This window comes from Synechococcus sp. WH 7805 (genome assembly GCF_000153285.1).
GTDB lineage: Bacteria > Cyanobacteriota > Cyanobacteriia > PCC-6307 > Cyanobiaceae > Synechococcus_C.
Genome location: NZ_CH724168.1, coordinates 2,435,371 through 2,460,114 on the forward strand (window position 1 = coordinate 2,435,371; position 24,744 = coordinate 2,460,114).

The 24,744-nt window shown below is 60.6% G+C and carries 25 protein-coding genes; 15 read left to right on the plus strand and 10 right to left on the minus strand.

What is annotated here, in order from left to right:
* The first annotated feature begins 43 nt into the window (after positions 1–43).
* Genes WH7805_RS12410 through WH7805_RS12420 form a run of 3 tightly spaced genes read left to right on the plus strand, consistent with a single transcriptional unit; the run spans position 44 to position 3,950 of the window.
* Positions 44–1,006, plus strand: a complete 963-nt coding sequence (locus WH7805_RS12410; RefSeq protein WP_006043479.1) for a DMT family transporter — start codon at positions 44–46, stop codon at positions 1,004–1,006.
* On the plus strand, positions 1,003–2,106 hold the full coding sequence (locus WH7805_RS12415; RefSeq protein WP_006043480.1) for a glycosyltransferase: 1,104 nt from the start codon (positions 1,003–1,005) through the stop codon (positions 2,104–2,106). Before WH7805_RS12410 ends, WH7805_RS12415 begins: the two co-directional genes overlap by 4 nt.
* Complete coding sequence (locus tag WH7805_RS12420) at positions 2,106–3,950, plus strand: glycosyltransferase family 39 protein (RefSeq protein ID WP_006043481.1); 1,845 nt, start codon at positions 2,106–2,108, stop codon at positions 3,948–3,950. The genes WH7805_RS12415 and WH7805_RS12420 overlap by 1 nt, the downstream gene beginning before the upstream one ends.
* Before the next feature lie 2 nt (positions 3,951–3,952).
* Here the strand turns inward: WH7805_RS12420 and WH7805_RS12425 are convergent, their stop codons facing one another.
* Positions 3,953–4,486 (minus strand): DUF721 domain-containing protein, encoded by a 534-nt coding sequence (locus WH7805_RS12425; RefSeq protein ID WP_006043482.1) that lies wholly within the window; start codon positions 4,484–4,486, stop codon positions 3,953–3,955.
* An 83-nt stretch (positions 4,487–4,569) separates the two neighbouring features.
* On the opposite strand from WH7805_RS12425, the gene WH7805_RS12430 reads away from it, so the two are divergent.
* The 5 genes from WH7805_RS12430 to WH7805_RS12450 are packed head-to-tail and all read left to right on the plus strand — an operon-like array spanning position 4,570 to position 8,668.
* Positions 4,570–5,337 carry a PspA/IM30 family protein gene (locus WH7805_RS12430; RefSeq protein WP_006043483.1) on the plus strand — a complete coding sequence of 256 codons (768 nt, stop codon included), beginning with the start codon at positions 4,570–4,572 and terminating at the stop codon, positions 5,335–5,337.
* Positions 5,338–5,392: 55 nt separating this feature from the next.
* On the plus strand, positions 5,393–5,719 hold the full coding sequence (gene trxA / locus WH7805_RS12435) for a thioredoxin (RefSeq protein WP_006043484.1): 327 nt from the start codon (positions 5,393–5,395) through the stop codon (positions 5,717–5,719).
* Positions 5,706–6,899 (plus strand): aminotransferase class I/II-fold pyridoxal phosphate-dependent enzyme, encoded by a 1,194-nt coding sequence (locus WH7805_RS12440; RefSeq protein WP_006043485.1) that lies wholly within the window; start codon positions 5,706–5,708, stop codon positions 6,897–6,899. Before trxA ends, WH7805_RS12440 begins: the two co-directional genes overlap by 14 nt.
* Positions 6,881–7,669: a biotin--[acetyl-CoA-carboxylase] ligase gene (locus WH7805_RS12445; protein ID WP_006043486.1), complete on the plus strand. Its 789-nt coding sequence runs from the start codon at positions 6,881–6,883 to the stop codon at positions 7,667–7,669. The genes WH7805_RS12440 and WH7805_RS12445 overlap by 19 nt, the downstream gene beginning before the upstream one ends.
* Positions 7,670–7,699: 30 nt before the next feature.
* Complete coding sequence (locus tag WH7805_RS12450; RefSeq protein WP_006043487.1) at positions 7,700–8,668, plus strand: M23 family metallopeptidase; 969 nt, start codon at positions 7,700–7,702, stop codon at positions 8,666–8,668.
* Here WH7805_RS12450 and WH7805_RS12455 read toward each other — a convergent pair.
* From WH7805_RS12455 to WH7805_RS12465, 3 genes are read right to left on the minus strand one after another with little or no spacing between them, the layout of a single operon-like run.
* Positions 8,657–9,397 (minus strand): response regulator transcription factor, encoded by a 741-nt coding sequence (locus tag WH7805_RS12455; protein ID WP_006043488.1) that lies wholly within the window; start codon positions 9,395–9,397, stop codon positions 8,657–8,659. The two genes, WH7805_RS12450 and WH7805_RS12455, sit on opposite strands and share 12 nt — an antisense overlap.
* A gap of 30 nt (positions 9,398–9,427) precedes the next feature.
* Positions 9,428–10,165 (minus strand): ABC transporter ATP-binding protein, encoded by a 738-nt coding sequence (locus WH7805_RS12460; RefSeq protein ID WP_006043489.1) that lies wholly within the window; start codon positions 10,163–10,165, stop codon positions 9,428–9,430.
* The gene (locus tag WH7805_RS12465) at positions 10,158–11,729 is read right to left on the minus strand and encodes an NAD(P)H-quinone oxidoreductase subunit N (RefSeq protein WP_038005491.1); all 1,572 of its coding nucleotides are present in this window, start codon (positions 11,727–11,729) and stop codon (positions 10,158–10,160) included. Before WH7805_RS12465 ends, WH7805_RS12460 begins: the two co-directional genes overlap by 8 nt.
* Positions 11,730–11,858: 129 nt before the next feature.
* On the opposite strand from WH7805_RS12465, the gene topA reads away from it, so the two are divergent.
* The 5 genes from topA to WH7805_RS12490 are packed head-to-tail and all read left to right on the plus strand — an operon-like array spanning position 11,859 to position 17,914.
* Positions 11,859–14,576 (plus strand): type I DNA topoisomerase, encoded by a 2,718-nt coding sequence (topA, locus tag WH7805_RS12470; protein ID WP_038005493.1) that lies wholly within the window; start codon positions 11,859–11,861, stop codon positions 14,574–14,576.
* Positions 14,576–15,073 carry a hypothetical protein gene (locus WH7805_RS12475; protein ID WP_006043492.1) on the plus strand — a complete coding sequence of 166 codons (498 nt, stop codon included), beginning with the start codon at positions 14,576–14,578 and terminating at the stop codon, positions 15,071–15,073. The genes topA and WH7805_RS12475 overlap by 1 nt, the downstream gene beginning before the upstream one ends.
* Positions 15,073–15,717 carry a DUF2232 domain-containing protein gene (locus WH7805_RS12480; RefSeq protein WP_006043493.1) on the plus strand — a complete coding sequence of 215 codons (645 nt, stop codon included), beginning with the start codon at positions 15,073–15,075 and terminating at the stop codon, positions 15,715–15,717. The genes WH7805_RS12475 and WH7805_RS12480 overlap by 1 nt, the downstream gene beginning before the upstream one ends.
* Positions 15,689–16,894: a nicotinate-nucleotide--dimethylbenzimidazole phosphoribosyltransferase gene (locus tag WH7805_RS12485; protein WP_006043494.1), complete on the plus strand. Its 1,206-nt coding sequence runs from the start codon at positions 15,689–15,691 to the stop codon at positions 16,892–16,894. Before WH7805_RS12480 ends, WH7805_RS12485 begins: the two co-directional genes overlap by 29 nt.
* 9 nt (positions 16,895–16,903) lie before the next feature.
* Positions 16,904–17,914, plus strand: a complete 1,011-nt coding sequence (locus WH7805_RS12490; RefSeq protein WP_006043495.1) for a hypothetical protein — start codon at positions 16,904–16,906, stop codon at positions 17,912–17,914.
* Here WH7805_RS12490 and WH7805_RS12495 read toward each other — a convergent pair.
* Positions 17,903–19,039, minus strand: coding sequence for an aldo/keto reductase (locus WH7805_RS12495; protein ID WP_006043496.1), 1,137 nt, complete (start codon positions 19,037–19,039; stop codon positions 17,903–17,905). The genes WH7805_RS12490 and WH7805_RS12495 overlap by 12 nt on opposite strands.
* A gap of 17 nt (positions 19,040–19,056) precedes the next feature.
* A complete protein-coding gene (locus WH7805_RS12500; RefSeq protein ID WP_006043497.1) occupies positions 19,057–19,647 on the minus strand; it encodes a bifunctional nuclease family protein in 591 nt (196 codons plus the stop codon).
* A 57-nt stretch (positions 19,648–19,704) separates the two neighbouring features.
* Here WH7805_RS12500 and WH7805_RS12505 point away from each other — a divergent pair, with 57 nt between their 5' ends.
* Both WH7805_RS12505 and WH7805_RS12510 read left to right on the plus strand, forming a co-directional pair.
* Entirely contained in the window at positions 19,705–20,352 is a 648-nt protein-coding gene (locus WH7805_RS12505) for a riboflavin synthase (RefSeq protein WP_038005496.1), read from the plus strand.
* Between the two features lie 73 nt (positions 20,353–20,425).
* Complete coding sequence (locus tag WH7805_RS12510) at positions 20,426–21,016, plus strand: HdeD family acid-resistance protein (protein ID WP_038005500.1); 591 nt, start codon at positions 20,426–20,428, stop codon at positions 21,014–21,016.
* A gap of 62 nt (positions 21,017–21,078) precedes the next feature.
* Here the strand turns inward: WH7805_RS12510 and WH7805_RS12515 are convergent, their stop codons facing one another.
* The 4 genes from WH7805_RS12515 to WH7805_RS12530 form a co-directional block, all read right to left on the minus strand.
* Entirely contained in the window at positions 21,079–21,456 is a 378-nt protein-coding gene (locus WH7805_RS12515) for an AbrB family transcriptional regulator (protein ID WP_006043500.1), read from the minus strand.
* A gap of 95 nt (positions 21,457–21,551) precedes the next feature.
* A complete protein-coding gene (locus WH7805_RS12520) occupies positions 21,552–22,154 on the minus strand; it encodes a cytochrome c oxidase subunit 3 (RefSeq protein ID WP_006043501.1) in 603 nt (200 codons plus the stop codon).
* The gene (ctaD, locus tag WH7805_RS12525) at positions 22,151–23,821 is read right to left on the minus strand and encodes a cytochrome c oxidase subunit I (protein WP_006043502.1); all 1,671 of its coding nucleotides are present in this window, start codon (positions 23,819–23,821) and stop codon (positions 22,151–22,153) included. Before ctaD ends, WH7805_RS12520 begins: the two co-directional genes overlap by 4 nt.
* A complete protein-coding gene (locus WH7805_RS12530) occupies positions 23,818–24,642 on the minus strand; it encodes a cytochrome c oxidase subunit II (protein ID WP_006043503.1) in 825 nt (274 codons plus the stop codon). Before WH7805_RS12530 ends, ctaD begins: the two co-directional genes overlap by 4 nt.
* Between the last annotated feature and the right edge of the window lie 102 nt (positions 24,643–24,744).

Sequence of the window (24,744 nt, forward strand, 5' to 3'; positions counted from 1 at the left end):
TCAACTGGCCGGATCTTAAAAAGGACCCTGTCGGCCCGATTTCATGTCCTCCCTGCAGCGCGGGCTGTTGATGGTTCTTCCCTTCGCTTTGTGGGGAACGGCCATGGCTGCGATGGCTCCCTTGGTTCATTCCGGCGGGCCAGTACTGGTGGCCTGTCTCAGGCTTCTTCCTGCTGGCGCTGTTCTGCTGGTTGCGGTTCCAAGGCTCGGTCGTTCCTTGCGGATCGACCCCGGCGATCGCGGCTGGTTTGTGTTGTTCACCCTCGTGGACGCCTTCTTGTTTCAGATCTTTCTCGCTAAAGGAATCGAAGGAACCGGTGCAGGGCTCGGGTCGGTGTTGATTGATTCCCAGCCGTTGATCGTTGCGCTTCTGGCGCGATGGCTGTTCGAAGAATCGATCAATCCATTCGGTTGGCTCGGTCTGGCGCTTGGTCTGGCAGGAATCGTTTGCCTTGGCGTTCCCGCCCCCTTGCTGAACCACTGGTGGTTGGAGGCTGATCTCTCTTCATGGGAGTCCGGATGGCAGTCCGGGACCGGATGGATGTTGTTAGCGGCCCTCACCATGGCCTTTGGAACGGTGATCAGTCGCTTTGCCTGCCGGCGCAGTGATCCAGTGGCGGTGACCGGGTGGCACATGCTCTTTGGGGGTATTCCCCTGCTGATCTGGCATGGGCTGGATCCGGCAACCTCCATTCTCCCGCCCTGGACTGGCCTGGACTGGGCGCAGATGGCCTATGCCTCAATTCTTGGCAGTGCGTTGGCCTATGGCCTGTTCTTCTGGTTCGCCAATCGTGAGGATCTCACTGGCTTCACCACCCTGGGTTTTCTCACCCCTGTGTTCGCGCTCGTTTCAGGGGGTGTGCTTCTCGGCGAACGCCTGGCTGGCTTGCAATGGCTCGCCGTCTTGCTCGTGTTGGCGTCGGTCCTGTTGGTCAGTCAGCGGCAGAAGCTCTGGGATCCATTGCTGCGCACGGCTTCTTCCCAGCCTGGAGACATGAAGGCATGACGGAGCGTCCCTTGAATCTGGTGCTGGTTAGCACGCCGATTGGTCAGCTTGGCAGTGGTCGGGGAGGGGGTGTCGAGCTCACGCTCGGATCGGTGATGCGCGGCCTGGTGGGCCGCGGCCACCAGCTCTCTCTCGTGGCACCGGAGGGATCGAGGTCGCCGGTGATTGCTGACACGGTGAAGCTCCATCCGTGCCAAGGAGTGGATCAGCCGAGCTGGCAGCATGCCGACCGTGGGGCCCCGATGCAGATTCCCGATAACGGGGTGCTCCCCCGCCTTTGGGAGCGCGCCCTGGACCTGGGCTGTCAGGCCGATGCCGTGATCAATTTCGGTTACGACTGGCTTCCGCTATGGCTGACGCCCCATGCCCCCGCGGCCTTGTTTCATCTGGTGAGCATGGGGTCGGTCTCGCAGGTGATGGATCGCGCTGTGGCTGCGGTAGCCCGTTGGGATCAGAGCCGGCTGGCCTTTCATACTCGCCGTCAGGCCCAGGATTTCGACCTGATGGCCCCGCCTGAGGTGGTGGGCAATGGCTTCGATCTCTCGAACTATGCGCTTCAGCTCGGAACATCGGGTCCCTTGGGATGGGCCGGTCGGGTCGCTCCGGAAAAGGGTCTGGAGGATGCGGCGGCAGCGGCTGCGGCCCTTGGAGAAACGCTGCGGGTCTGGGGCCTGGTGGAAGACCAGGCCTATGCCCAAAGGGTGGAGGCGGATGTGCCTCATGGCACGATCGAGTGGTGCGGGTTCAAGCCCACGGCCGCGCTTCAAAGGGAACTGGGGGCATGCCGGGCGCTGCTCAACACCCCCAAGTGGAATGAGGCCTACGGGAATGTGGTCGTGGAGGCTCTGGCCTGTGGCGTGCCAGTGGTGGCTTACGACCGCGGAGGTCCTGGGGAGATCGTTCAAGACGGAGTCACAGGCTGGCTCGTCCCCCCCGATGACCGCGACGCCCTGAGTCGAGCCACGCAGCGTGTTGGTGCGATCGATCGACGGGCTTGCCGCGAATGGGCTGAACAGTGGGCGAGCCAGGAGGGTTTGGCCATCCGCGTGGAGACCTGGATCCGCCGGGGGTTGTCCCGGATGGATGGCACGATCGTCTGATGACAGGGGATCGACCTGACACGACTGAGCTCACGCCGCTGGTGCGGCGTAGGGGGCTCTGGTGCATTTTCGTGCTGGCTGTGGTGATCTTCACCTGGCAGCTGGGAAGCACTGGATTGGTGGATGAAACGCCACCTCTGTTCGCTGCATCAGGCAGGGCGATGGCGGAAACCGGCGACTGGTTGACGCCCCGGGTGAATGGTCTGCCTCGCTTCGACAAGCCGCCTTTGGTGTATTGGCTGATGGGGCTGAGCTACAGCCTTCCGGGGTCAGCGTCATGGGATCCACTTGGCACCTGGGCCGCGCGCCTGCCTTCGGCCCTGGCGTCGATGGCCTCCATGCTGATGCTCGGTGACACGTTGCTTCGCTACCCCTTGGCTGGGGATGCCCACCCTCGACGGACGGCGGTGGCTGGAGCGCTGGCCTTCGCCCTCTCCCCTCTGGTGCTGATCTGGAGCCGCACCGCAGTGAGCGACGCCCTGCTGAGCGGCACCCTGAGTCTCAGCCTGCTCTGCCAATGGCGTTGCTACGCGAGTGGATCCACGCGGCGCTGGTGGTTGGCCTGGGTACTGCTGGCCCTTGCGGTGCTCACCAAGGGGCCCGTGGCGGTTGTGCTCACCGGAATCACCCTGAGCCTCTATGCCCTGATCCGCAGGGATCTCTTCGGTCTGTGGCGGCTCCTTCGCCCCATCCGCGGCTTGCTTATCACTGCTGTGCTCAGCTTGCCCTGGTATTTGGCCGAGCTGGTGGTGGAGGGCCAGCCGTTTTGGGACAGCTTCTTTGGATATCACAACCTCCAACGCCTCACCAGCGTGGTGAATGATCACCTCCAGCCCTGGTGGTTCTTCGGACCGGTGCTTGTGGTGGCATCTCTGCCGTTCACGCCGCTGCTGCTGTTGGGTCTTGCACGCTGCTTGGCCGCGTTTCGGGGCAAGGGATCGCGTCTGCAGCTCCCAGCCCAGCAGAGCCTTCGCGATTTCGCTGGTTGCTGGGTGTTCTCGTTGCTGATTCTGTTCACCCTGGCGGCAACCAAACTTCCCAGTTACTGGTTGCCGGCCACCCCAGCCGCTGCCCTGTTAATCGCTCTGACGGCCCAGGCTCCCTCGTGCAAGCGACGTCCACTGCTTCTGTGGATGTGGAGCTTCACCTTGCTGCTCACCGCTGTGCTTGCGGCTGGTCTCTGGGTGTCTCCCCTCTGGATTCCCCTGATTCAGGACCCGGAGATGCCCACACTCCCTGCTGAGCTTTTGGCCAGTGGTTTGGTGTTTCGGGCTGCTGTCTGCTTCACCGCGGCGGCCTTGCTTGGCCTGCTCACCTTGGTGCGCACACTGGATGGTCGCCTGCTTGCGGTCCAGGGACCTCTGGTGGCATTTCAGCTCGTTGCGCTCCTGCCGATGATCGAACTCGGAGACCGGGTCCGGCAGCTTCCCGTCAGGCAGGTGGCTGGAACGGTGGTGAGCCAGCGGCGACCCGGGGAACCCCTCGCGATGATCGGCGTTCTCAAACCCTCACTGCACTTCTACACACGCCAGGTCGTTCTCTACGACGGCAAGTCGAAGTCGGCACTGGTCAATTTGGCGGATCGACTCAGCCGTGAGCAGCGGCAGGGATTTCAAGGCATCCCCCTCAGCGATCCCGGCAGCTCGGACACGGTGCTTGTGGTGATCGATGAGCGCACTGCTGCGCGTGAGCACTGGCAGGGGCTGGCTCCTGATGTGCTGGGCCGGACAGGCATCTATGCCCTATGGCGTGTGGATCGCAGCCGTCTCGAACAGCGGGCTGCAACCCTGCAGGCCCAGGGTGTTGATCTCACCTGGCGGGATCCGAGGCCAGAGCGTTATTGATGTCAGCCGTTGGCCGCCTCCGAGCCCAAGTCAGCACTTCTGCAGAAGCTGCAGTGGCCCCAGTAGGCCATTTCTCCCGTCGGAGCCGGTGATCCGCAGCGCGGGCAGGTCGCCATTCCATGCACATCCGTCCGGCTGGGATGGCGGTTCCATTCGTCGAGAGGGTCCCCTGGATCGGACCGTCGGGCCGTGTGGTGCTGAAGGATGCGAAGGTCGCGAACGGGGTGACCGGCGGCACGGATCGCGGCGAGTAGTTGAAGCTTGCTGTAGAGCAGAGCCTGGCGCCACTGAGGATGGCTGGCACCAACGCTGAGCACCCCTTGTCTGAGGGTCAGGGGCCGGCAATGTTCAGCCAGGGACGGTCCTGCCAGTTTCGGCCAGTCCTGCCACAGGGCTGCCATTGAACCGTCCTGACGCCATTGCTGGTTCAGTCGGTCCAGGCATCCCCTGATCGACTGTGCCGGTTCGGGAGGCGCCGGCATCAAGAGTTCACCCTTGCCGAAGCGACGTCTCTGTGATTTCGGAGCCCTTCCCATGTTCGATCAGGGATCAATCCCGTGACGATAGGGAGGACAGGTGGCCCCTCTCGCTAGCCTTTGATGGCTGCTTGCCCTGATCCATGGGTTTCTTTGATCGGCTGAGTCGTCTGGTTCGCGCGAACGCCAACGCTGCAGTCAGCAGCATGGAAGACCCCGTCAAGATCCTCGATCAGTCGGTTGCTGACATGCAGTCTGATCTGGTGAAGCTGCGCCAGGCGGTCGCCATGGCCATTGCCAGCCAGAAGCGTTTGCGCAATCAGGCCGATCAGGCCGAGACCCAGTCACGCACTTGGTATGAGCGTGCCGAACTGGCTTTGAAGAAGAACGAGGAGGATCTGGCCAGGGAAGCCCTGACCCGGCGTAAGACCTTTCAGGAAACCGCCACATCCCTCAGTAACCAGGTGAAGGCGCAGGAGGCCCAGGTGGAGACCCTCAAGAAGAGCCTTGTGGCTCTCGAGGGAAAAATCGCCGAGGCGCGCACGAAGAAAGACATGCTGAAGGCCCGAGCTCAGGCGGCCCAGGCACAGCAGCAGCTGCAGAGCGCTGTTAACGGCATGGGGACCAACTCCGCCATGGCCGCTTTTGAGCGGATGGAGGACAAGGTTCAGTCCATGGAGGCCTCCAGTCAGGCAGCGGCCGAGTTGGCCGGAGCCGACCTTGAAAGTCAGTTCGCTGCTCTGGAAAGTGGAAGCGATGTGGATGATGAACTGGCCTCCCTGCGGCAACAGCTTCAGGGTGGACCTGAGGCCGTGGCCCTTCCGCAGGCCGATGACAAGGTGCAGCCCGTGAAAGTCGCCGAGGTGGATCAGGATCTCGAGGAACTTCGGCGTTCCATCGACAAGCTCTGAACCTCCTCTAGAGCCTCTCCCGTCCATAGGATCAGACTTCCTTCGTCGTCTTGCTGTGTCAGCTGCTGTTTCCGACTTCACCGATGCCGGTTTTGATCAGGACGTCCTGAAGGCATCCGGAACAGTTCTTGTGGATTTCTGGGCACCCTGGTGCGGTCCCTGCCGGCTGATGGTTCCTCTGATGGACTGGGCGGCCGAAACCTATTCAGGGCGTCTGCAGGTGGGAAAGCTTGAAGTGGATGGCAATCCCGCAACCCGCGATGCCTACCAGGTGCAGGGAATTCCAACGTTGATCCTCTTCCGCGATGGTGGGGAAATTGGTCGTCACGAGGGGGCCATCGCCCGTCCTCAGTTGCAGGCTTTCCTGGATGCTCACCTCTGAACGCCTGGCCCGGCTGGGCAGTGGTGTTTTCGACCGGAATGATCGCCGCAAAGCGCACTACTGCCTTGGGAGTCGTCATCCCCAGCAGCCGCTGATTGATCTTTCGCTCGGGTCAACCGATCTAGCCCCACCTGCGGAGGTGATCGCGGCCATGGCTGGTGCGCTTCAAGATCCCATCAGTTCGTCCTACTGCCTGCATGCCGGAACCGAAGCGTTCCGCCATGCAGCGGCCGCTTGGTGTGAGCGTCGCTTCGGTGTGGCGGTTGATGCTGAAACCGAAGTTCTGCTGTTGGTGGGTTCCCAAGAGGGGACTGCCCATCTGCCGATGGCCGTTTTGGATCCTGGTGAGAGCGCCTTGATCCTTGACCCCTCCTATCCCTCCCATCGCGGCGGTCTCGAACTGGCGGATGCCTCGATCCACACGCTGCCGCTTCGCGCCGAAACGGGATGGGCTCCCGACTTTTCCAGTCTGACGACCGAGCAGTGGAGGCAACTGCGCCTGATGGTTCTGGGGTTCCCCCACAACCCAACCGCCTGTACAGGGGAACAGGCATGGCTCGATGAAGCAATGGAGCACTGCCATCGCCATGATCTCGTACTGGCGCATGACAACCCTTACGTTGATCTCGCTCTGGAGGGAGAGGCGCCCGCTCTCTTGCGCTGTCCCCAATGGAAAGAGCGGGGAATCGAGTTCTTCTCCCTCTCCAAGGGCTGGTGCCTGGGGGGATTCCGTCTGGCCTTCGCCGTGGGGGCAGCACCCCTGATCAGTGCTCTCCGTCAGCTCAAGGGCGTTGTGGATTTCAATCAGTGCCGTGCTCTTCAGCAGGGGGCGGTGCTGGCGCTAGATCGCTTCGCTCACTGGCCTGCATCCCTGCGTCCTGTTTATCGGGATCGCAGGGATCGCATGCTGCGTTCCCTGGAGCGAATCGGCTGGTCGGTGCCCCAGCCCTCCATGGCCCTGTACCTATGGATGCCTCTGCCGTCCTGGGCCCGCTCCAGGGGCTGGAGTGATGAACAGCTGGCCGCCGAAGTGCTCGAACATTGCGGGGTGGCGCTCACTCCCGGTTCTGGCTTTGGAACAGCTGGAGCAGGATGGTTGCGACTGGCCTTGGTGCGCCCTTCGATCGAGCTTGAGTCTGCTGTGGATCGTCTCGCACCCTGGTGGGCGCTCCAGAGCTGATGCGTCCGGTCGCCAGGGGAGCTGCACGTGTTCTCAGGGATCTGCGTCGTTGCGGCGGCACCCATTGGAGACTGCGGCAATTGCCGGTTTGCACCAGTACGGAAACCGAGCTGGTGCGTTGGTTGCAGAGCCACCCATGGAGTGGTGATCAACCGCGTGCTGTGTTCTCCTCCCATCAGACCCAGAGTCATGGCCAGCACGGACGTGTGTGGTTGGCGCCGCGGGGCGGCGTCTGGCTCAGTGCGGCCCTGCCCTGGCCCCATCCGATCAGTGCCACGGGGTTGTTCGGTCTGGTTGTGGCGCTTGCGCTGACGGAACAACTCGAATCCCAGGCTCTGCCGGTGCGGATTAAGTGGCCGAATGACCTGTTGGTGCACTCCAGGAAACTGGCGGGAATTCTGCCCACGTTGGTGTTTCGTGGGAGCCAGGTCCGACAAGCCCGTGTCGGCGTTGGGCTCAATGTGTGCAATGCCGTTCCCTCCGGGGCCATCGCGTTGAAGCAGCTCCTGCCGCGCAGTCGCTGCCGGCTGGGGTTCTGGCAAGGCGCCGTTCTTCAAGCCCTGGACCGGTCAACGGATCTTGCTCATGACCCTGCTTATGTGGTGCGTGAAGTGGAACGTCGGCTCTGGAGTCATCACGTGCGTGACCCCAGCAGTGGGGACAGTTGGCAGGTGCGAGGGCTGGGTCTTGATGGACGTCTTTTGCTCAGTCAGGGCACCCAGACCTGCAGCTGGACCCGGTGGGGTGACAGCAACGACAGGAGTGTCTAACCTCTCGCACGATGAGATCGCTTCGATCTGTTGGTACTTCGCTGGCTTGCTGCACCGATTCTTCTAACGCTGCCGTTGGCTCCCTCGCCCAACGGCGCTTTTGAGAGCACAGGGACGTTTGATCATTCTCTTGAATCCCTTGAGAAGAACCGGGTCATTACCCCTGCTGAGCGCAAACAGCTGGAGACCGGAGACGTCACCCGCCCGGCTGAAGCCCCTGCGTTTGAGCAGGCTTGCCGTTCGGGTGCTCTGTCTCAGCAGGAATGTCGCAACGGTGTGGCTCTACGCGGTCGTAACCAACGGCGTGAAACCCGCGTGGTGTTGAACGGCAGGGATGAAATCCTGACCGGCCTGTCCAGGCGAAGTGTGGATGGACGTCCGCTCCCGCCCATTTCCGTTCCGGTTTCAGCTCTTCTTGCCGGCTCAACGGGAGGATTCCGCCTCGAATCGGTTTTCGCGGTCTCTCCCCGTCCGGCGTCGATCCCCGGAAATGGCAACCGACAGCTGCTGTTCCCAATCATCGGATCAGCCATCACCACCAGTGGGTTCGGTTGGCGCATCCATCCAATTGTGGGTCAGTGGCTGATGCATGCAGGCAAGGATTTTGCTGCTCCGGAAGGGACGCCGGTTGTAGCAGCCCTGTCTGGAACTGTTCTGAGCAGTGGCCTCGCCGGTGGTTATGGCATCGCTGTTGAGCTCGACCATGGAGATCCACCAAGACGGACGCTCTATGGACACCTCTCCGAGATTTATGTGAAAGCGGGACAGACCGTGCGACAGGGCGAGGTGATCGGGCGTGTCGGCAGCACGGGCCTGAGTACTGGGCCCCATCTTCACTTTGAGCTCCGTCGCCCTGAGGACGACGGATGGGTCGCTACCGATCCCGGCGATCTCGATCTCAATCCACTCACTGCATCAGGTGCCGATGCGGTGTCCATGCTGGTCGGCCAGCTGATGAACAGTCTCGAACGGCCTGACTCCTCATCATCAGGAGCCTGAGTCTTGGATCTCCTCTCTGAGGATGAATCCCACCCCTCGCACAGTGTGAATCAGTGTTGGAAGGTCTTTGGACTCCAGCTTCTGTCTCAGATAGCGGATATAAACATCGAGAAGATTGTCGTCCCCATAGAAGTTTTCCCCCCAGACCCCACGCATGATGTCGGCGCGCGTCAGCACCTTGCCCTGGCCGCGCATCAGGAAATTCAGCAGTTCGTATTCCTTGACCGAGAGCTGAATCAATCGATCACCACGGGACACATCCCTGGTGCTTGTATTCATGCTGAGATTCCCCACTTTGAGGGTTTCCGGCTGGGGTCCGTCACCGTTGATCGCCGAGAACGTGATGGCTCGGCGTTGCATGGCCCGCAACCTGGCCATCAGTTCTTCAATAGAAAAAGGCTTGATTAAGTAGTCATCCACGCCTGCATCCAAGGCGGTGACCCGATCGGAAATGTCGTCATGCCCGGTGAGCATCAGGATTGGTGTTGTGACACCACTGCTACGAATTCTTTGGCAAATATCAATGCCACTGAAATCAGGCAGATTCCAATCCAAAACAATCAAATCAGGGCCAGGCGTCTCCCGGGCATGGAAGAGACCTGAGGCCCCATCAGCGGCCACGATTACGTCATACCCTTCCACTTCCAGTTCCATTTTCAGAAGATCCGTCAAACGGGCCTCGTCATCCACCAGAAGGATGCGGATGGATGGAGCTGCAGGGGCTCCCATGAGAACGTTCCTGATTAACGAACACCTTAATCAGAGGTGTTTTGAAGGGCTCGGATTCTCGGCTGGGATCTCCCAGCGTTCCACCTGTCCATCGCGGAAATGAGCCACGCGCTCTGCGCGGGCGGCCACGTCGTCTTCATGGGTCACCAGAACCACTGTGATCCCCTGACGATGGAGACTGTCAAACAGATTGAGGACGTCGTCCGTCGTGCGCGAGTCCAGGGCTCCTGTCGGCTCATCCGCGAGCAAAAGCGCCGGTTGATTGATGATTGCCCGTGCGATGGCCACCCGCTGCTGCTGACCTCCAGACAATTGATTCGGTCTGTTCTCGAGTCGATCCCCCAGCCCAACCCGCTCCAGGGCCGCACGGGCGCGGTCTCTCCGCTCATGCACCTCAATGCCGGCATAGATCATCGGCAGCATCACATTCTCCAAGGCCGAGGCATGGGGGAGAAGGTGGAACTGCTGGAACACGAACCCCAGCTCTTGGTTGCGTAGATCGGCAAGCGCATCATCATCAAGCAGCTCAACGGCATTGCCGTTGAGGCGGTAGGACCCGCTGGTGGGGCGATCCAAGCAGCCAAGGATATTCATCGCGGTGCTCTTGCCGGATCCGCTGGCACCCATCACAGCCAAGTAGTCACCCTGAAGCACTGTGAGATCCAGCCCATCCAATGCTCTGACCTGGGTGTCGCCTGAGCCGTACACCTTGCTGACGGCTTTCAATTCAGCGACCGGCCGGCGTTCGGACGGGATGGTGTCAGCCAAGGGGGGTTCCGTTCACACTGGCGATTGCTTGTTGCAGCAGGGGCGTGCCGGCCACAGCATCACTCGCCCACTGGAAGAGAGGGTTGGAGAGAATTCCGCCCACTGCTGTCACAACAACGCACGCCAAGAGAGCGACTCGCAAAGGGGGAAGGCCAAGGGTGGACCACTGCACGGGTGGGTAGGCCTTGACGGCGTCAGAGGCTTCCTGAGGCTCTTTCACCACCATCATCTTGATCACACCGATGTAGTAATAAATCGAGATGACCGACGTGATCAGACCGACGACGACCAGCAGATACTGGTGATCAGCCCAGCCTGCGAAGAAGAGATAGATCTTTCCGAAGAAGCCGAGCATCGGAGGAATTCCCCCGAGGGAAAGCAGGCAGAGACTGAGCCCAAGCGTGATGAGTGGATCTTTCTGGTAAAGCCCCGCGTAATCAGCGATCCGATCGCTTCCTGTGCGGATCGAGAACAGGATGATGCAGGCGAAGGCGCCAAGGTTCATGAACAGATAGGCCGCCGTGTAGAGAACCATGGCTGCGAAGCCATCCTCGGTTCCGCACACCAGGCCGATCATCACGAATCCGGCTTGACCGATGGAGCTGTAAGCCAGCATCCGTTTCATTGACGTTTGGGCCAGCGCGACCACATTCCCCAGGGTCATGCTCAGCACGGCCAGCACGGTGAATAGCAACTTCCACTGGGTGTCGAAGCTTCCGAAACACCCCACAAGAAGTCTCAGGGCAAGGGCGAAACCGGCAGCCTTGGAGCCCACGGAGAGAAAGGCGACCACAGGGGTTGGCGAGCCTTCATACACATCAGGTGTCCACTGGTGGAAGGGAACGGCAGCGATCTTGAACGCCACCGTGGCCAGCACAAACACCAGCGCCAGGGCAGCCAGCGGGGTAGGGCTGGTGAGGAGAGCCTCTCCGATTGCCTCAAGACTTGTGGAACCGCTGAGGCCGTAAAGCAGTGAGGATCCATACAGAAAGACGGCGGCCGCAGCCGATCCCACCAACAGATATTTCAGAGCGGCCTCGGAACTGCGCGCATCGCGCTTCATGTAGCCGGAAAGGAGATAGCTCGCGACAGATAGGGTTTCCAGTGACACGAACACGCTCACCAGGTCGGTCGCTCCGCAGAGGAGCATCCCTCCAAGGGTTGCCGCGAGAAGGATGGCTGCGTATTCACCGACGGGGGTTCCTCCCTGTTCGGCGTACCGCCAGCTGATCATGAGAGACAGCAGGGTGGAGAGCGCCACAACAGCCCTGAAGGCGATCGCTAAGTGGTCCGGCAGGAAAGCGCCGAGGAACGAGGATTCAAGGGGGGCATTCCACTGAAGCGCCAGCAGCAGAAGAGCTGTCCCTAAACCCGCATAGCAAATGGGGGGAACCCAGCGCGAGGAGGTCTTCTCTCCGGCCAGATCCACCAGAAGGGTGGCCAGCATGGCGAGCAGAACAGCACCCTCCGGTGCGACAGCACTGGCATTCAGTGAGAGGTTGAGCAGCTCCCCAGGAGCTGCCAATGCCGTAGTGGACAGAAGCAGAGCACCCATCTCGGGCATGGTGCGCGCAGGGCAGAGCAATAGGGGGGACTGTAGCGGCGATGCTGATCAGGCTTGAGAAGCAAGGGCAATTCGCTGCAGCCGGAGCGGCGGTGCGATAAAGAAGGGGTCGGAGATTTCTGCCCGCCTGTGGCGCACACCCTGGTCATTGTTGAGAGCCCTACCAAGGCCCGAACCATCCGTGGTTTTCTTCCCAAGGCCTTTCGGGTTGAGGCGTCCATGGGCCATGTGCGTGACCTGCCGAACAATGCCAGCGAGATACCAGCGGCTCACAAAGGGCAGAAATGGGCCAATCTCGGTGTGAACACCGACGCCGACTTCGAGCCGCTGTACGTGGTGCCGAAGGACAAGAAGAAGATTGTTAAGGAGCTCAAGGATGCGCTGAAAGGTGCTGATCAGCTTCTGCTGGCGACTGATGAGGATCGCGAAGGAGAAAGCATCAGCTGGCACCTCCTCCAGCTTCTGGCCCCCAAAGTCCCCGTGAAGAGGATGGTCTTCCACGAGATCACGAAGGAGGCGATCGGGCGGGCTCTGGATCAGACCCGGGAGCTTGATATGGAGCTCGTGCATGCGCAGGAGACCCGCCGAATTCTCGACCGATTGGTGGGCTACACCCTCTCCCCGCTGTTGTGGAAGAAGGTGGCCTGGGGGTTGTCCGCCGGCCGGGTTCAATCGGTGGCTGTGCGTCTGCTCGTCCAGCGGGAACGGGCCCGACGGGCGTTCCGAAGCGGGAGCTACTGGGACCTCAAGGCCGCGTTAGAGAAAGCTGGTACTCGCTTTGAAGCCAAGCTCACCCATCTTGAGGGGCAACGCATTGCCACTGGCAATGATTTCGATGAAAGCACCGGCGGCCTGAAAGAAGGAAGCAAGGTGCGTCTCCTCAGCGAGGAGGATGCCCGAAACCTCTCCGCCGCTGTTGAGGCCGCGGACTGGAGCGTCACGGCCGTGGAGGAGAAACCCACGGTGCGCCGTCCCGTTCCGCCCTTCACCACCAGCACGCTCCAGCAGGAATCAAACCGGAAGTTGCGGCTGTCGGCACGGGAGACCATGCGTTGCGCTCAGGGGCTTTATGAGCGGGGCTTCATCACCTACATGCGAACGGATTCGGTGCACCTGTCGGATCAGGCCATCAGCGCAGCACGAAGCTGTGTGGAATCCCGCTACGGCAAGGAGTATCTGAGCAAGTCCGTGCGTCAGTTCAGCACCAAGTCCCGCAACGCCCAGGAAGCCCATGAGGCGATCCGCCCTGCCGGCGAGAGTTTCCGGGCTCCCCAAGACACTGGTCTGGACGGGAGGGATCTGGCCCTTTACGAACTGATCTGGAAGCGCACCGTGGCCAGTCAGATGGCTGAGGCCCGTTTGACCATGCTCTCCGTGGATCTCAGCGCTGTAAATGCCGTGTTCAGAGCCAGCGGCAAGCGCATCGATTTCCCGGGATTTTTCCGTGCCTATGTGGAGGGTAGTGATGATCCGGATGCAGCTCTGGAAGGCCAGGAGGTGCTGCTTCCCTCGCTGAGCGTTGGTGACGCACCGTCACTGAAGGACGTTGAAGCGCTCGGACACCAGACCCAGCCACCGGCGCGGTTCAGCGAAGCGTCCCTGGTGAAGATGCTGGAGAAGGAAGGCATCGGCCGTCCGTCCACCTATGCCTCGATCATTGGCACGATCGTGGATCGTGGTTACGCCACGCTTCTGAACAACTCCCTCACCCCCAGCTTCACAGCATTTGCTGTGACATCGCTCCTCGAGGAGCATTTCCCTGATCTGGTGGATCCGGGGTTCACGGCCCGGATGGAGAACACACTCGATGAGATCTCGCATGGGACCGTGCAGTGGCTTCCCTACCTCGAAGGGTTTTACAAAGGCGACAAAGGGCTTGAATCCCAGGTTCATCAACGCGAAGGCGATATCGATCCCGGTGCCTCCCGAACCATTGATCTCGAAGGCTTGCCTTGTGTGGTGCGGATCGGACGTTTCGGTGCCTACCTGGAGTCGAAACGCGTTGGGGAGGATGGCGAGGAGGAACTGATCAAGGCCACCCTGCCGAGGGAAATCACCCCGGCTGATCTTGATCACGATCAGGCGGAACTGATCTTGAAGCAGAAGGCTGATGGACCGGAAGCCCTGGGTGAAGATCCCGAAACCGGTGACCTTGTCTATCTGCTGTTTGGGCAGTACGGCCCTTACGTGCAGCGAGGGCAGGTGAGTGATGAGAATCCGAAGCCCAAGCGTGCTTCTTTGCCCAAAGGCGTCAAACCTGAGGATCTCAGTCTTGATGATGCTCTGGGGTTGCTGCGTTTGCCGCGTTTGCTCGGTGAGCACCCCGATGGCGGCAAGGTTCAGGCCGGTTTGGGGCGATTCGGTCCCTACGTGGTTTGGGATAAGGGCAAGGGAGAGAAGGACTACCGCTCTCTGAAGGGCGATGACGATGTCCTGTCGGTAGGGCTGACCCGCGCCATGGAACTGCTGGCGATGCCCAAGCGGGGACGGGGCGGCCGCACAGCCCTCAAGGACCTGGGGAAACCCGATGGCAGCGAGGAGACCATTCAGGTGTACGACGGTCCTTACGGCCTGTATGTGAAGCAGGGCAAGGTCAATGCATCCCTTCCCGAGGGCAAGGGCGCGGAGGACATCACCCTGGAGGAAGCTTTGGAGCTGCTGGCTGCGAAGGCCTCAACGAAAAAATCCAGCAGCCGCAAATCCGCTGCCACCAAAAAGCCGGCGGCGAAGAAACCCGCTGCCAAAAAACCAGCTGCCAAGCCAGCTGCGAAAAAGCCACCGGCCACCACCAAGTCGGGACGCCTCCGGGCCAGTGCGGTGCGGGTGATCCGGCCTGGTGATTCCTGATGTCCGTGAGGCTGCTTCCCGGTGTTCTGCTGGCTCTGATGCTCCTGCAGGCCTGTGATGGCACGCCGTTGGGTCAACGGCTCTCAGACAGTTTTGACGGCCCATCGGCTCAGCCCTCTTCAGAGGACGCACCGCAGTCGGTTCAGGTCAAAGCGGAGCCAGTGGAGGAGGCGCCAGTCGAGAAGGGTCCAGTGAAGAACGATCCAGTGAAGGTTGAGGCCGTGAAGGCCAAGACCGGAGAGATCACGACCAACCCTCAGCCATCCACTCCTGAAGACGTTGAGACCAAGGCCGATCTCCCTCGCGCCATGACTAGACGCACGCTGCCGTATCGCATCACCATCCGCCTGTCGTCGGCTGATCCAGCGGCACCTGCGGAGGGGGTCACCGACGCTCTGCGCAAGGCCGGAATTGGCTTTGAGGTGGAAACCATTGAGAAAATCTCCAGGGCACAGTCGGCTGTGCCGATGGATGAACAACCGACTCCGTCGCCCTGATGCCACCAGCTCTCAGCCATCGACAGGCTCTGCGCATGATGGAGTGCTCGTACCTGGCGGCCGCCGCAGCTCTGATCTGGCTCGCGCTTTACTACCTCCCGGTGGGTGGTTCACTCTTTCGGCTGGCTCTTCCACTTCCCCTCGCCCTGCTGACGGTGCGTCGGGGGAGCCGTGCGGGGCTTGAAGGGCTGGCGGTGTCGATCCTCTTGCTGATGGCCTTGATGGGGCCTGTGCGGGGCCCCTTAATGCTCTTCCCCTACGGCTTGCTGTCGCTCTGGCTGGGCTGGTGCTGGCAGCATCGGCAGAGCTGGTGGATCAGTTGGGGCTTCGGCTTGGTGATCGGAGCAGCAGGGTTTCTGGTGAGGGTCGTGGCCCTCTCCTTGCTGGTGGGTGAGAACCTCTGGGTGGTGATCACCCGAGCCGGTGCCGGACTGCTCGATCGCTTGCTTGAGCTGCTTCAGCTTCCGCTCGCGCCGGATCTTCTTTTGGTGCAGGTCATGGCCCTCGTCCTGGTTGTGATTCAGCAGCTGATCTACGTGCTGGCCCTCCATGCCTTGGCCTATTGGATCTTCCCCAGGCTGCAGGCGCCGGTTCCTGAGCCTCCGCGTCTTCTGAATGGTCTGGTTGCCCTCGATCCCCTCTGATCTCAATCTCCCGTCCGGCTGTCGACGGCTGACAGGGACGTCTTCGGGAGCCGGAGGGACAGCCCTGCTCAACCGCTGGCAATCCCCGGAGTTGTCCACCCCGGATTGTTTGCTGGTGCTCGCTTCCACGCGCTCTGCCGAGGTTCAGGGCATCTCCGCTGCTGGATGCACGGCAGCAGCCCGTCGCACCACGGCCCTCGCGGATGCTGAGCTGCTGATTCATGGTCCTGGCGTGCCTCCCCGCTGGCCGCTGCCCCCTCTCCCTGCAGGCGTGTCACCGGCACTGATCAGCAGGGTCGTCGCCGAGACGATCCCACTCAATCTTCAGGTGGCAGCCCTTGGGCTGCCGATCGAGCCTCCTTTTCCCCATCTGCGTTTCGAAGCCCCATCCCATGGGCCTGCGCACTGCCTGAGCGGTGGCGCCGCGATGGATCCCGAGCGGGCTGGACAGCTGATCCGACGGGGGAAACGGATGGGCCGCCGCCTGCGCAGGCCTTTGGTTCTGGCGGAATGCGTGCCCGGAGGGACCACGACGGCGTTGGCGGTGCTCACGGGCCTTGGCCTTCCCGTGGCCCAACTCGTGAGTGGTAGTGCACTGCATCCACCGATGGAGCTCAAGCAAGCGCTTGTCGCTGAGGGGCTGTCTGCGATCCAGCCCGTCACGACGGATCCGGAGGTGCTGCTGGCGGCGGTCGGTGATCCGTTTCAGGCGCTCACGATGGGCGTCCTGCTGGGGGCGGTGGAGTCGGATCAGCCGATTCTTTTGGCCGGTGGCAGCCAGATGGTGGCGGTGCTGGCTCTTGCACTGGCAGCGCTCCCCCCCTGCCAGCAGCAGAGTCTCTGCAACAGGGTGATGCTTGGGACCACGGCATGGCTGGCGGCCGAATCGCTGGAGTCAGCGATCGGTCCCTCATCCCTCGAAGCCCTGCTGCTTCGCCTTGAACACCACTTCGGCGTTGCGTTGGAGGCGTATGCAGCGGGGTTGCGTTTCTTGCACAGTCGCCATCAACAATTGCGCGACTTTGAATCAGGTCATGTGAAGGAAGGCGTGGGTGCCGGTGGTCTGGCCCTGTTGGCCGCCTTGCGTGGTGTGGACCATGGCACCCTGCTGCAGGGATGTGACGACGCGATGGATCGGTTGCTGCAGGCCACGGGCCTGCGTCCGCCCGCCCCGTAGGTTCGGGTCATGAAGGCTGCCACTTCCTCCATGCCACTCCTGCGTCGTAGGACGCTGTTGCAGATCGGTGCCCTCGGTGTGGCGGCAGGCCTGGCGGGGTGCGCTCAGGGGGTGATTAAGCCAACGCTCCGTGCCCCCGAAGACATCCTGCCTTCGCTGTGGCGTCGCCAGCTCCCTGCTCCTTGGCGGTTCGAACCCCTCAGCGGATCGACGCCGTTCCAGAGCCCCTGGACCAAGCCCACGGATCTCCTGGCTCTGGCGGATGGCTGGTTGTCGTCTCTGACCCCAGATCAGCTCCAGTCGGTGGCCGCTCCTGCGCTGGCAGCCAGGCTTGGAGCGCTCGGCCAGCGTTTTCTCACTGAGGCTCCGTCGGCTTGGAGTTCCAAACTTCTCCCCGTGGGCTTCAGTCCCTATGTGTTGCTGTTTCGCCAGGAGGGCCGTGCACGTCCGGCGGCGGATGCGGGCTGGATGACCTTGTTGGATCCTGCCCTCAAGGGCAAGGTGCTGCTGCCGGCTAGCCCGCGCCTGCTGATGTCCCTGGCGGATCACATGGACGCTCCGGATGGGCTCAGCCGTCTCAGGCAGGCAGCCATCAGCTTTGATGATCGCTATGGCCTCAATTGGCTCTTGCAGGGCGACGCTCGGGTGGCCGTGCTGCCCCTCCAGCGCTGCATGCAGGCTCTGAAGCGGGACCCTCGGCTGACCGCCGTGTTGCCAGAGAGTGGAGCTCCTTTGCATTGGACACTGCTGGCCCGTCCTGCGGGGACGGCCGAACCCCTGCCTCAGGCCTGGGTTTCCGAGGCCTGGAGACCTCCATTGCTCGCGCGCCTCCTGGCTCAGGGCTGGATTCCGCCTCTTCCTCGCGAGGAGCTGCTGGAAGCAGGCGGTCGAGTTCCAACTGATCTGCGCACTCTCGTGCTTCCCGCCCAGGAGGTCTGGATGCGCAGCTGGACCCTCTATCCAGCTTCTGAAGACGAGGTTCGCCGTCTGCAGCAACGATGGAGATCGTCAGCCCCATAGGCGCCGCCTTGGCGCTGCGGCAAGCCTGCGGTGAGTGTCATCCAGCAGATCGGGGATCGGCAAGTGATTGGGACAGCGGGGCAGGCAGTCCCCGCAGTGTGCGCAGGCATCGGCATTCACTGTTTCCCACCAGTGCCCCGCGCGTCCAATCAGGTTGTATCGCTCCTCTGCGAATTCCTTGAGATCGTGGCCGAGGGCCAGATTGCGCAATCGCAGCAGCTCGGGAATTGGGACTTCGCTGGGACAGGGCAGGCAGGCACGGCATTGGCCGCAGAACTCCACTCCCACCCGTTCGCGTCTCAGCGCTTCCAGGCGGGCAAGAACCTTCGTTTCCTGCTCCATCAGGGGGCCGTCTTGGTTGGCCAGGGCAGCGGCCAGGCTCAAGTCGGTGGGTGTCTCCGCTCCCACCGTGAGTGTGCTCACCCCTGCGGCCAGCAGAAAGCGGTAAGCCAGCGCGAGGGGAGCGAAGGGAGCGCAGTCGCTGACCAGTTGATCACTCGGTGCCTGCAGTCGACCGCCCTTGTCTGCCGGGGAGATAGCGAGCACACCCATCTGCTGGCCCAAAGCGTCCTCAGCCAAGGAGATGCGCTGCGGATCCAGGAGGTGGAGGTGAAGGCCGCAGAACCGGAAGCGGCCGCTGTTGATCGCCTGCTGGATCAGTGCATTGGATCCATGACTGGTGAATCCCACCTGTCCGACCTTGCCGCTGGTCAGTGCCCAGTCGATCAGCTGTGCTCCGTCACCGATCAGGGCCCAGTGGAGATGCTCCTCCCGGTTGATGCCATGGATCGCCAGGTTCTCCATCCTGGGGCGATCCAAGCGTTCCAGGCTGGCATCAAGAGCGCGACGGGCTTGGTCCAGGGTCTGGCCAGGCAACAGTTTGCTGGTGATGACCCAGTCGCCTTCCGCAGGACCAGTTCCCTCCTGATCCAGCTGCCTCAGCGCTTGTCCCAGAAAGGTTTCAGCCGGACCGTAGGCCGGTGCTGTTTCCACGTGGTTGATGCCAGCGTCGCGGGCGCTTCGCAGCACGGACAGCATCTGGTCTTTTGATTGCAGCGCTCGCATGGTGCCGAGCGTGAACAGGCTCACAGCTGGGCCGTCGCCGAAGGCGCGCCGCCTTGTCATTGGCGCGGGTGCCTTGCTCAAACGTTCGGTGAATCGTTCGTTGCATCGTTGGGATCCGCCGAGTCCCGGCTTTCCAGGTGGCGCACCAGCGCGGCGGGGCTGACTTGATCCAGAAACCGGCGGAATTCATCCTGATCCTCTGCGTCGGCTTCGGCATCCACAGCGATTGAGGCCTCAGCGACCACCTCCTCCAGCATCCAGATGCTGCTGCCGGTGCGGATCGCCAGGGCGATGGCGTCGCTCGGGCGGGCATCGATCTCCGCCAGGCACTCCTCCTCTGATTCCGACTCGGTTGCCTCCCGCGCAGCGGGCTGATCCTCGTCCTGCTCGTGCCTGAGCCGCAGCACAGCACGGAACGTGCTGTCTTCAATGGCGTGGATGATCACCCGCTCCAGCTGCAGACCTCCTGCCTCAAGCAGGGCCGCCATGAGGTCATGGCTGAGGGGCCGGGGCTGGGGCGTTCCGTTCAGCCCCGCCATGATGTTGTGGGCTTGGGCCTGATCGATCCAGATCGGTACTTGTCGGCGCCTGGACGGGTCGCGCAACAGCACGATCGGACTTCTGCTGCTGGCATCGAGGGCGATGCCAGCCACACTCATCTCCACCACGGACGGCTCCGCCGCTGCATCGATTATGACCAGGGATGAGGGCACTGAATGGAACCGATGTTCACGGGGTTGGTGCAAGCGGTCGGACGGGTGGAACGCCGGGGCCGGGGACTGCTCGTCGAGGGCTGTGCCCCGTTCGCTCCGCTTCAGCTCGGCGACAGCGTTGCCGTCGATGGGGTGTGTCTCACTGTGGCATCGCTGGTGGGTGATGGGTTCCTGGCCGATGTGAGCGAGGAGACCTTGCAAAGGACCTCACTGGGTCGCAAGGCCTCCAGGGGAGGGGCTGTCAATCTCGAGCCCGCTCTGCGACTCTCGGACCGACTCGGAGGTCATCTCGTGAGTGGTCACGTGGATGGAACGGGCGAGGTGGTCTCGATTGAGGCGCTTCCCCAGTCCTGGACGGTGGAATTGCGCTGGAACAATTCCCATTTCGGCCGCTACATCTGCGATAAGGCCAGCGTTGCCGTCAACGGCATCAGCCTCACCGTGGCCGGGAGCAGCGACCAAGGCACACGGTTCTGGGTTGCTGTGATTCCCCACACCTGGTCGGTCACCGCACTCAGGGATCTTGAGGTTGGAGACGATGTCAATCTTGAGATCGATCTGTTGGCGCGTTACACCGAACGGCTTCTCGCTGCCGGTGATAGAGGAGAGCCCTCTGGGGAGCTCAGTGCTGACTGGCTCTCAGCCCATGGCTGGGGCTGAGATTCGATCACAAATCCTGGCGAGAAACGTGCGAGCTCAATACCTTGCGAAAGTTGTTCCTGATGAACCTTTCATGAGCTCTGAGGACCGCTCCGGTTCCCTTGGAACCTTCAAGACCTTTGCGATTGCCGAAGGAATCCTGCTGATTGTTCTCGGCATCCTTGCCCTGGTGTTTCCTGTCATCGCTTCGGTTTGGACCACCGTGGTGATCGCCGTTCTGTTCCTGGTCGGTGGCTTGGTGGGTTGGATTAGCAACCTGGCCCGTTCCGGACGCATGGGCCGTTGGATCTGTTTCTGGCGTCTTGTGGTGTCAACCCTGTTCCTCGTGGCCGGCGTTTCGATGATCAGCAACTTTGGTGATACTGCTGATGCTCTTCAGCAGGTTGCTGCCTTCGCTCTGGCGATCGGCATCGTCTTTTTGGTGGAGGGCGTCGTGGCCTTCTTCAGCGGGTTGGCCCATGCCAACCGTTCTGGAGCCGGCTGGGCTATCGCCAATGGTGTGATCACTTTCATCCTTGGAATGCTGATCGTGACCTTGAAGTTCTGGGGATTGCTCTGGGTCCTCGGAACATTGGTGGGAATCAGCTTCCTCTTCAGCGGACTTGAGCTGATTGTGTTCAGCAGCTCAATGCACGACGATCAAAATCCTCCTGCTGCGACCTGATCGAAGGTCGATCGCCCTTCAATCGCAAGGAACCGGCAGATCACTGAATCTGTCGGTTTGATTCAACTCTCAATGTCGTCGAGAGAACATTCTGAGTCGTGCATTGGATTCAGAACGATGGTGCCGGAATCGGAGTTGAGTTCGATTTTGAATTCCTGCCCTGGGGTGAGTCCTAATCGGCGTGTGTATGCATGCCCAATGAGCAGGTTTCCATTGCCATGAACCCGCGTTCGGAAGTCAGCTTGCCGGCCACGTGTCCCGCCGGTGCTGGGTGAGCTGGAGGGAAGTTTGTAACCCTTGGCTTCAACCAGAGCGCGATAGAAGCTTTTGCGCAGCACGCGCCCACTGGGGCCGACGTAACCGCATCCCCGAGCAATTTCATCTTCAGGCCGGTTGCTAAGAGCGCGGGCCTTAGAGAGCAATTCGTCCCCTACCAACATCTCAATTAAGAGAGACATATCAATTCTGACTTCAGATGGCCCTGTGGGCAAGGAATTGGGCAGAAACCAATGCAAGCTGAACCGGTGAAGCTGCGTCAGATGAGATAGAGAATGACGAACAGAACCACCCAGATGCCATCGACGAAATGCCAGTAGAGCTCAGCGGCTTCCAGGGGAAAGTGATTGGTGGCGCTCACTCTCCCTGAAGGAGTCCGGCACTGCCACCAGACAATCAGGATCATCAGTGCTCCCAGGGTCACATGCAGGCCGTGGAATCCAGTCAGGGCGTAAAACGTGCTGGCGTAGAGATTGTCAGCAAGTCCGAAGGGCAGCGTGAAGTACTCCACCATCTGACTGACGAGAAAAGCGAGAGCAAGCCCTGCTGTACCAAGTAACCAGTAACGGCAACGTTCGTTGAGACCTTTGCGAAGATTCACTCCTGCGCGATGAAACGTGGCACTGCTCACGAGGAGCAGGATGGTATTCAAGATGGGCAGGGGCAGTTCGAGTTCATACACGGCTCCAGGCATCAGGGGGTTGACGGCCTTGAACGTGAGGTATGCGGCGAAGAAGCCGGCGAACGTCATGGCATCGGCCACTAGGAATGTGGCGAGTCCGAACATGCGATGGTCGGGATGCTCCTCCTCGTGATGTTCGATCTGTTCTTTGATCTGGTCTTGTGGTGTCAAAGACGTCATTGTCCATTCCTCCAGAGATCACTCCCACTCACGGAACGAAGGTCGATTTCATCCTCAGGAGTGCCGTAGGCGTAGGGATTGGCGACCAGCGGCGGCTCTCCTTTCCAGTTCTCCACCGGTGGCGGAGAGGTGGTGAGCCATTCGGGTGTGAGGGCATTCCAGGGGTTGTCGCCAGCAATGGCACCCTGGCTGGCGCTGGCGATCACGTTCCAGAGAAAGGGGAGTGTGCTGATGGCCATCAACAAGGCACCCACACTGCTGAATTGGTTGATCAGCTGGAACTGAGGGTCGTATTCCGCGACCCGGCGGGGCATGCCGTTCAGTCCGAGCCAGTGTTGCGGAGCGAAGCAAAGGTTGAACCCAACAAATGTGATCAGGAAGTGAAACCGCCCGAGATGTTCATTCATCAGCCGCCCTGTCACCTTCGGGTACCAGTGGTAGATCGACGCGAAAATCACAAACACCGAGCCTCCGTAGACGATGTAGTGGAAATGAGCAACAACAAAGTAGGTGTCATGGACATGCACATCGAAAGGCACTTGGGCCAGTGCCACGCCGGTGATGCCGCCGAGGACGAAATTGACGATGAAGCCGCAGGAAAACAGCACGGCGCTGTTGAGGCTGATCTTTCCTCCCCAGAGGGTGGCAAGCCAATTGAAGAATTTAATTCCTGTGGGAACGGCGATGAAGGCCGTGGCAATCGTGAAAAACAGACGCATCCAGGGAGGTGTTCCGCTGGTGAACATGTGGTGGGCCCAAACTACTAAACCCAACCCCACAATTGCCATGATCGAATACACCATGGTGGTGTAGCCGAACAGGGGTTTTCGGCAATGGATTGGGAGAATTTCACTCACCAGGCCAAAGGCTGGAAGCACCATGATGTAGACCGCTGGATGGGAATAAAACCAGAACAAGTGTTGATACACCACAACATTGCCGCCCAATCCTGGATTAAAAAATCCGGTGTGAGCCACGATGTCGAAACTGAGCATGATCAACGTTCCAGCCAGCACAGGTGTGGACAGCACGACCAAAATGCTGGTCCCAAGCATGGCCCAGCAATACATCGGTAATTGCATCAATTTCAATCCTGGCCGGCGTAGCTTCAGAATCGTGGCAATGAAATTGATGCCTCCAAAAATGGAACTCCCTCCGAGTAACAACACACTCAGGATCCAGATGATCTGGCCACTCGCTGGTGTCGTGAGGCTGAGTGGTGGGTAAGCCGTCCACCCGGACTGAGCCGCCCCTGTGATGAAGTAACTGCTGATCAGGAGCAGGCCTGCTGGAGGGATCAGCCAGAAAGCCACAGCATTGAGTCTGGGGAACGCCATATCACGTGCGCCCACATAGAAGGGAATCAGATAGTTTCCGAAAGCACCATTCACCACCGGCACGATCCAAAGAAAGATCATCACCGTGCCATGCAAAGTGAGCACTTGGTTATACACATCCCGGGGCATGAAATCCGAGATGGGGCTGACCAGTTCTGTACGGATCGCACCTGCCAAAGCTCCACCGATTAAATAGAAGGCAAATCCGCAGACCATGTACTGCAGTCCGATGACCTTGTGGTCAACACTGAAGCTCAGGTATCGCAACCAGCCCGTTGGTTGCAGGGACTGTGGAGTCGGTGGTGATTGTTGGGGAACAGTGAGTGTCATGCCTCTTGCACTGGGGGTTTACGGTTCGCCTGAAGCCAGGTGTTGAAATCGTCAGGGCTTTCGACCACAACGGTTGAGCGCATGCCTCCGTGGTACGGACCACAGAGCTCGGCGCAGACGATGGGGTAGCGCCCCGGTCGAGTTGGAGTGAAATCCAGCAGCGTCGGTTGTCCTGGGATCACATCCTGTTTGAGACGAAATTCGGGTACCCAGAACGCATGAATGACATCTTTTGCTTCCATGCGAAGAGTTACCGGGCGACCTGCTTGCACATGCAATTCTCCGGACATGATGTCGCCATCTGGGTAATGGAATAGAAATGCAAATTGCATCGCTGTGACTTCAACTGGCAATGGTTGCAACGCTGATGCAGCAGGCGTTGTAGAGATTTCTGATGATCCGATGCCTCCCCAGATGCGTTGTTCGGTTTGCATCGATGTCCCATGGTCACCATGACTCAAAGGCGCCATTCCACCCATTCGTTCATAGATGTCGTAACTAAAAAGACCAACGAAGAGCACCACGATTGCTGGAACGGCAGTCCAGAACACTTCCAATGGGAGATTCCCTTCGAGGGCCAAGCCATCTCCAAGTTGGCCAGGACGACGGCGAAAACGCACAAGGCTGAAGATGATCAGACCGACAATGCCGAGAAACAGGATTGTTCCGATGCTGAAAAGAACACGGAATAGCTCGTCATAGATGGGTGCATTGGTACTGGCGTCAACGGGCAGAAGATTGATGTTCTGGCCGATCCATAGTCCCCCTAGGACAAGGAGCATCCCCAGTACCAGAGTGACGATCGCAGAGGGGATCTGCACTATGACCTCAACACAGTCAACTTCAGACTATGGAGCTCTGCGCCATTCACCACGGGGTGATTGTTAAAAACGCCTGAAATTCCTTCGTTTTGACTTGCTTGA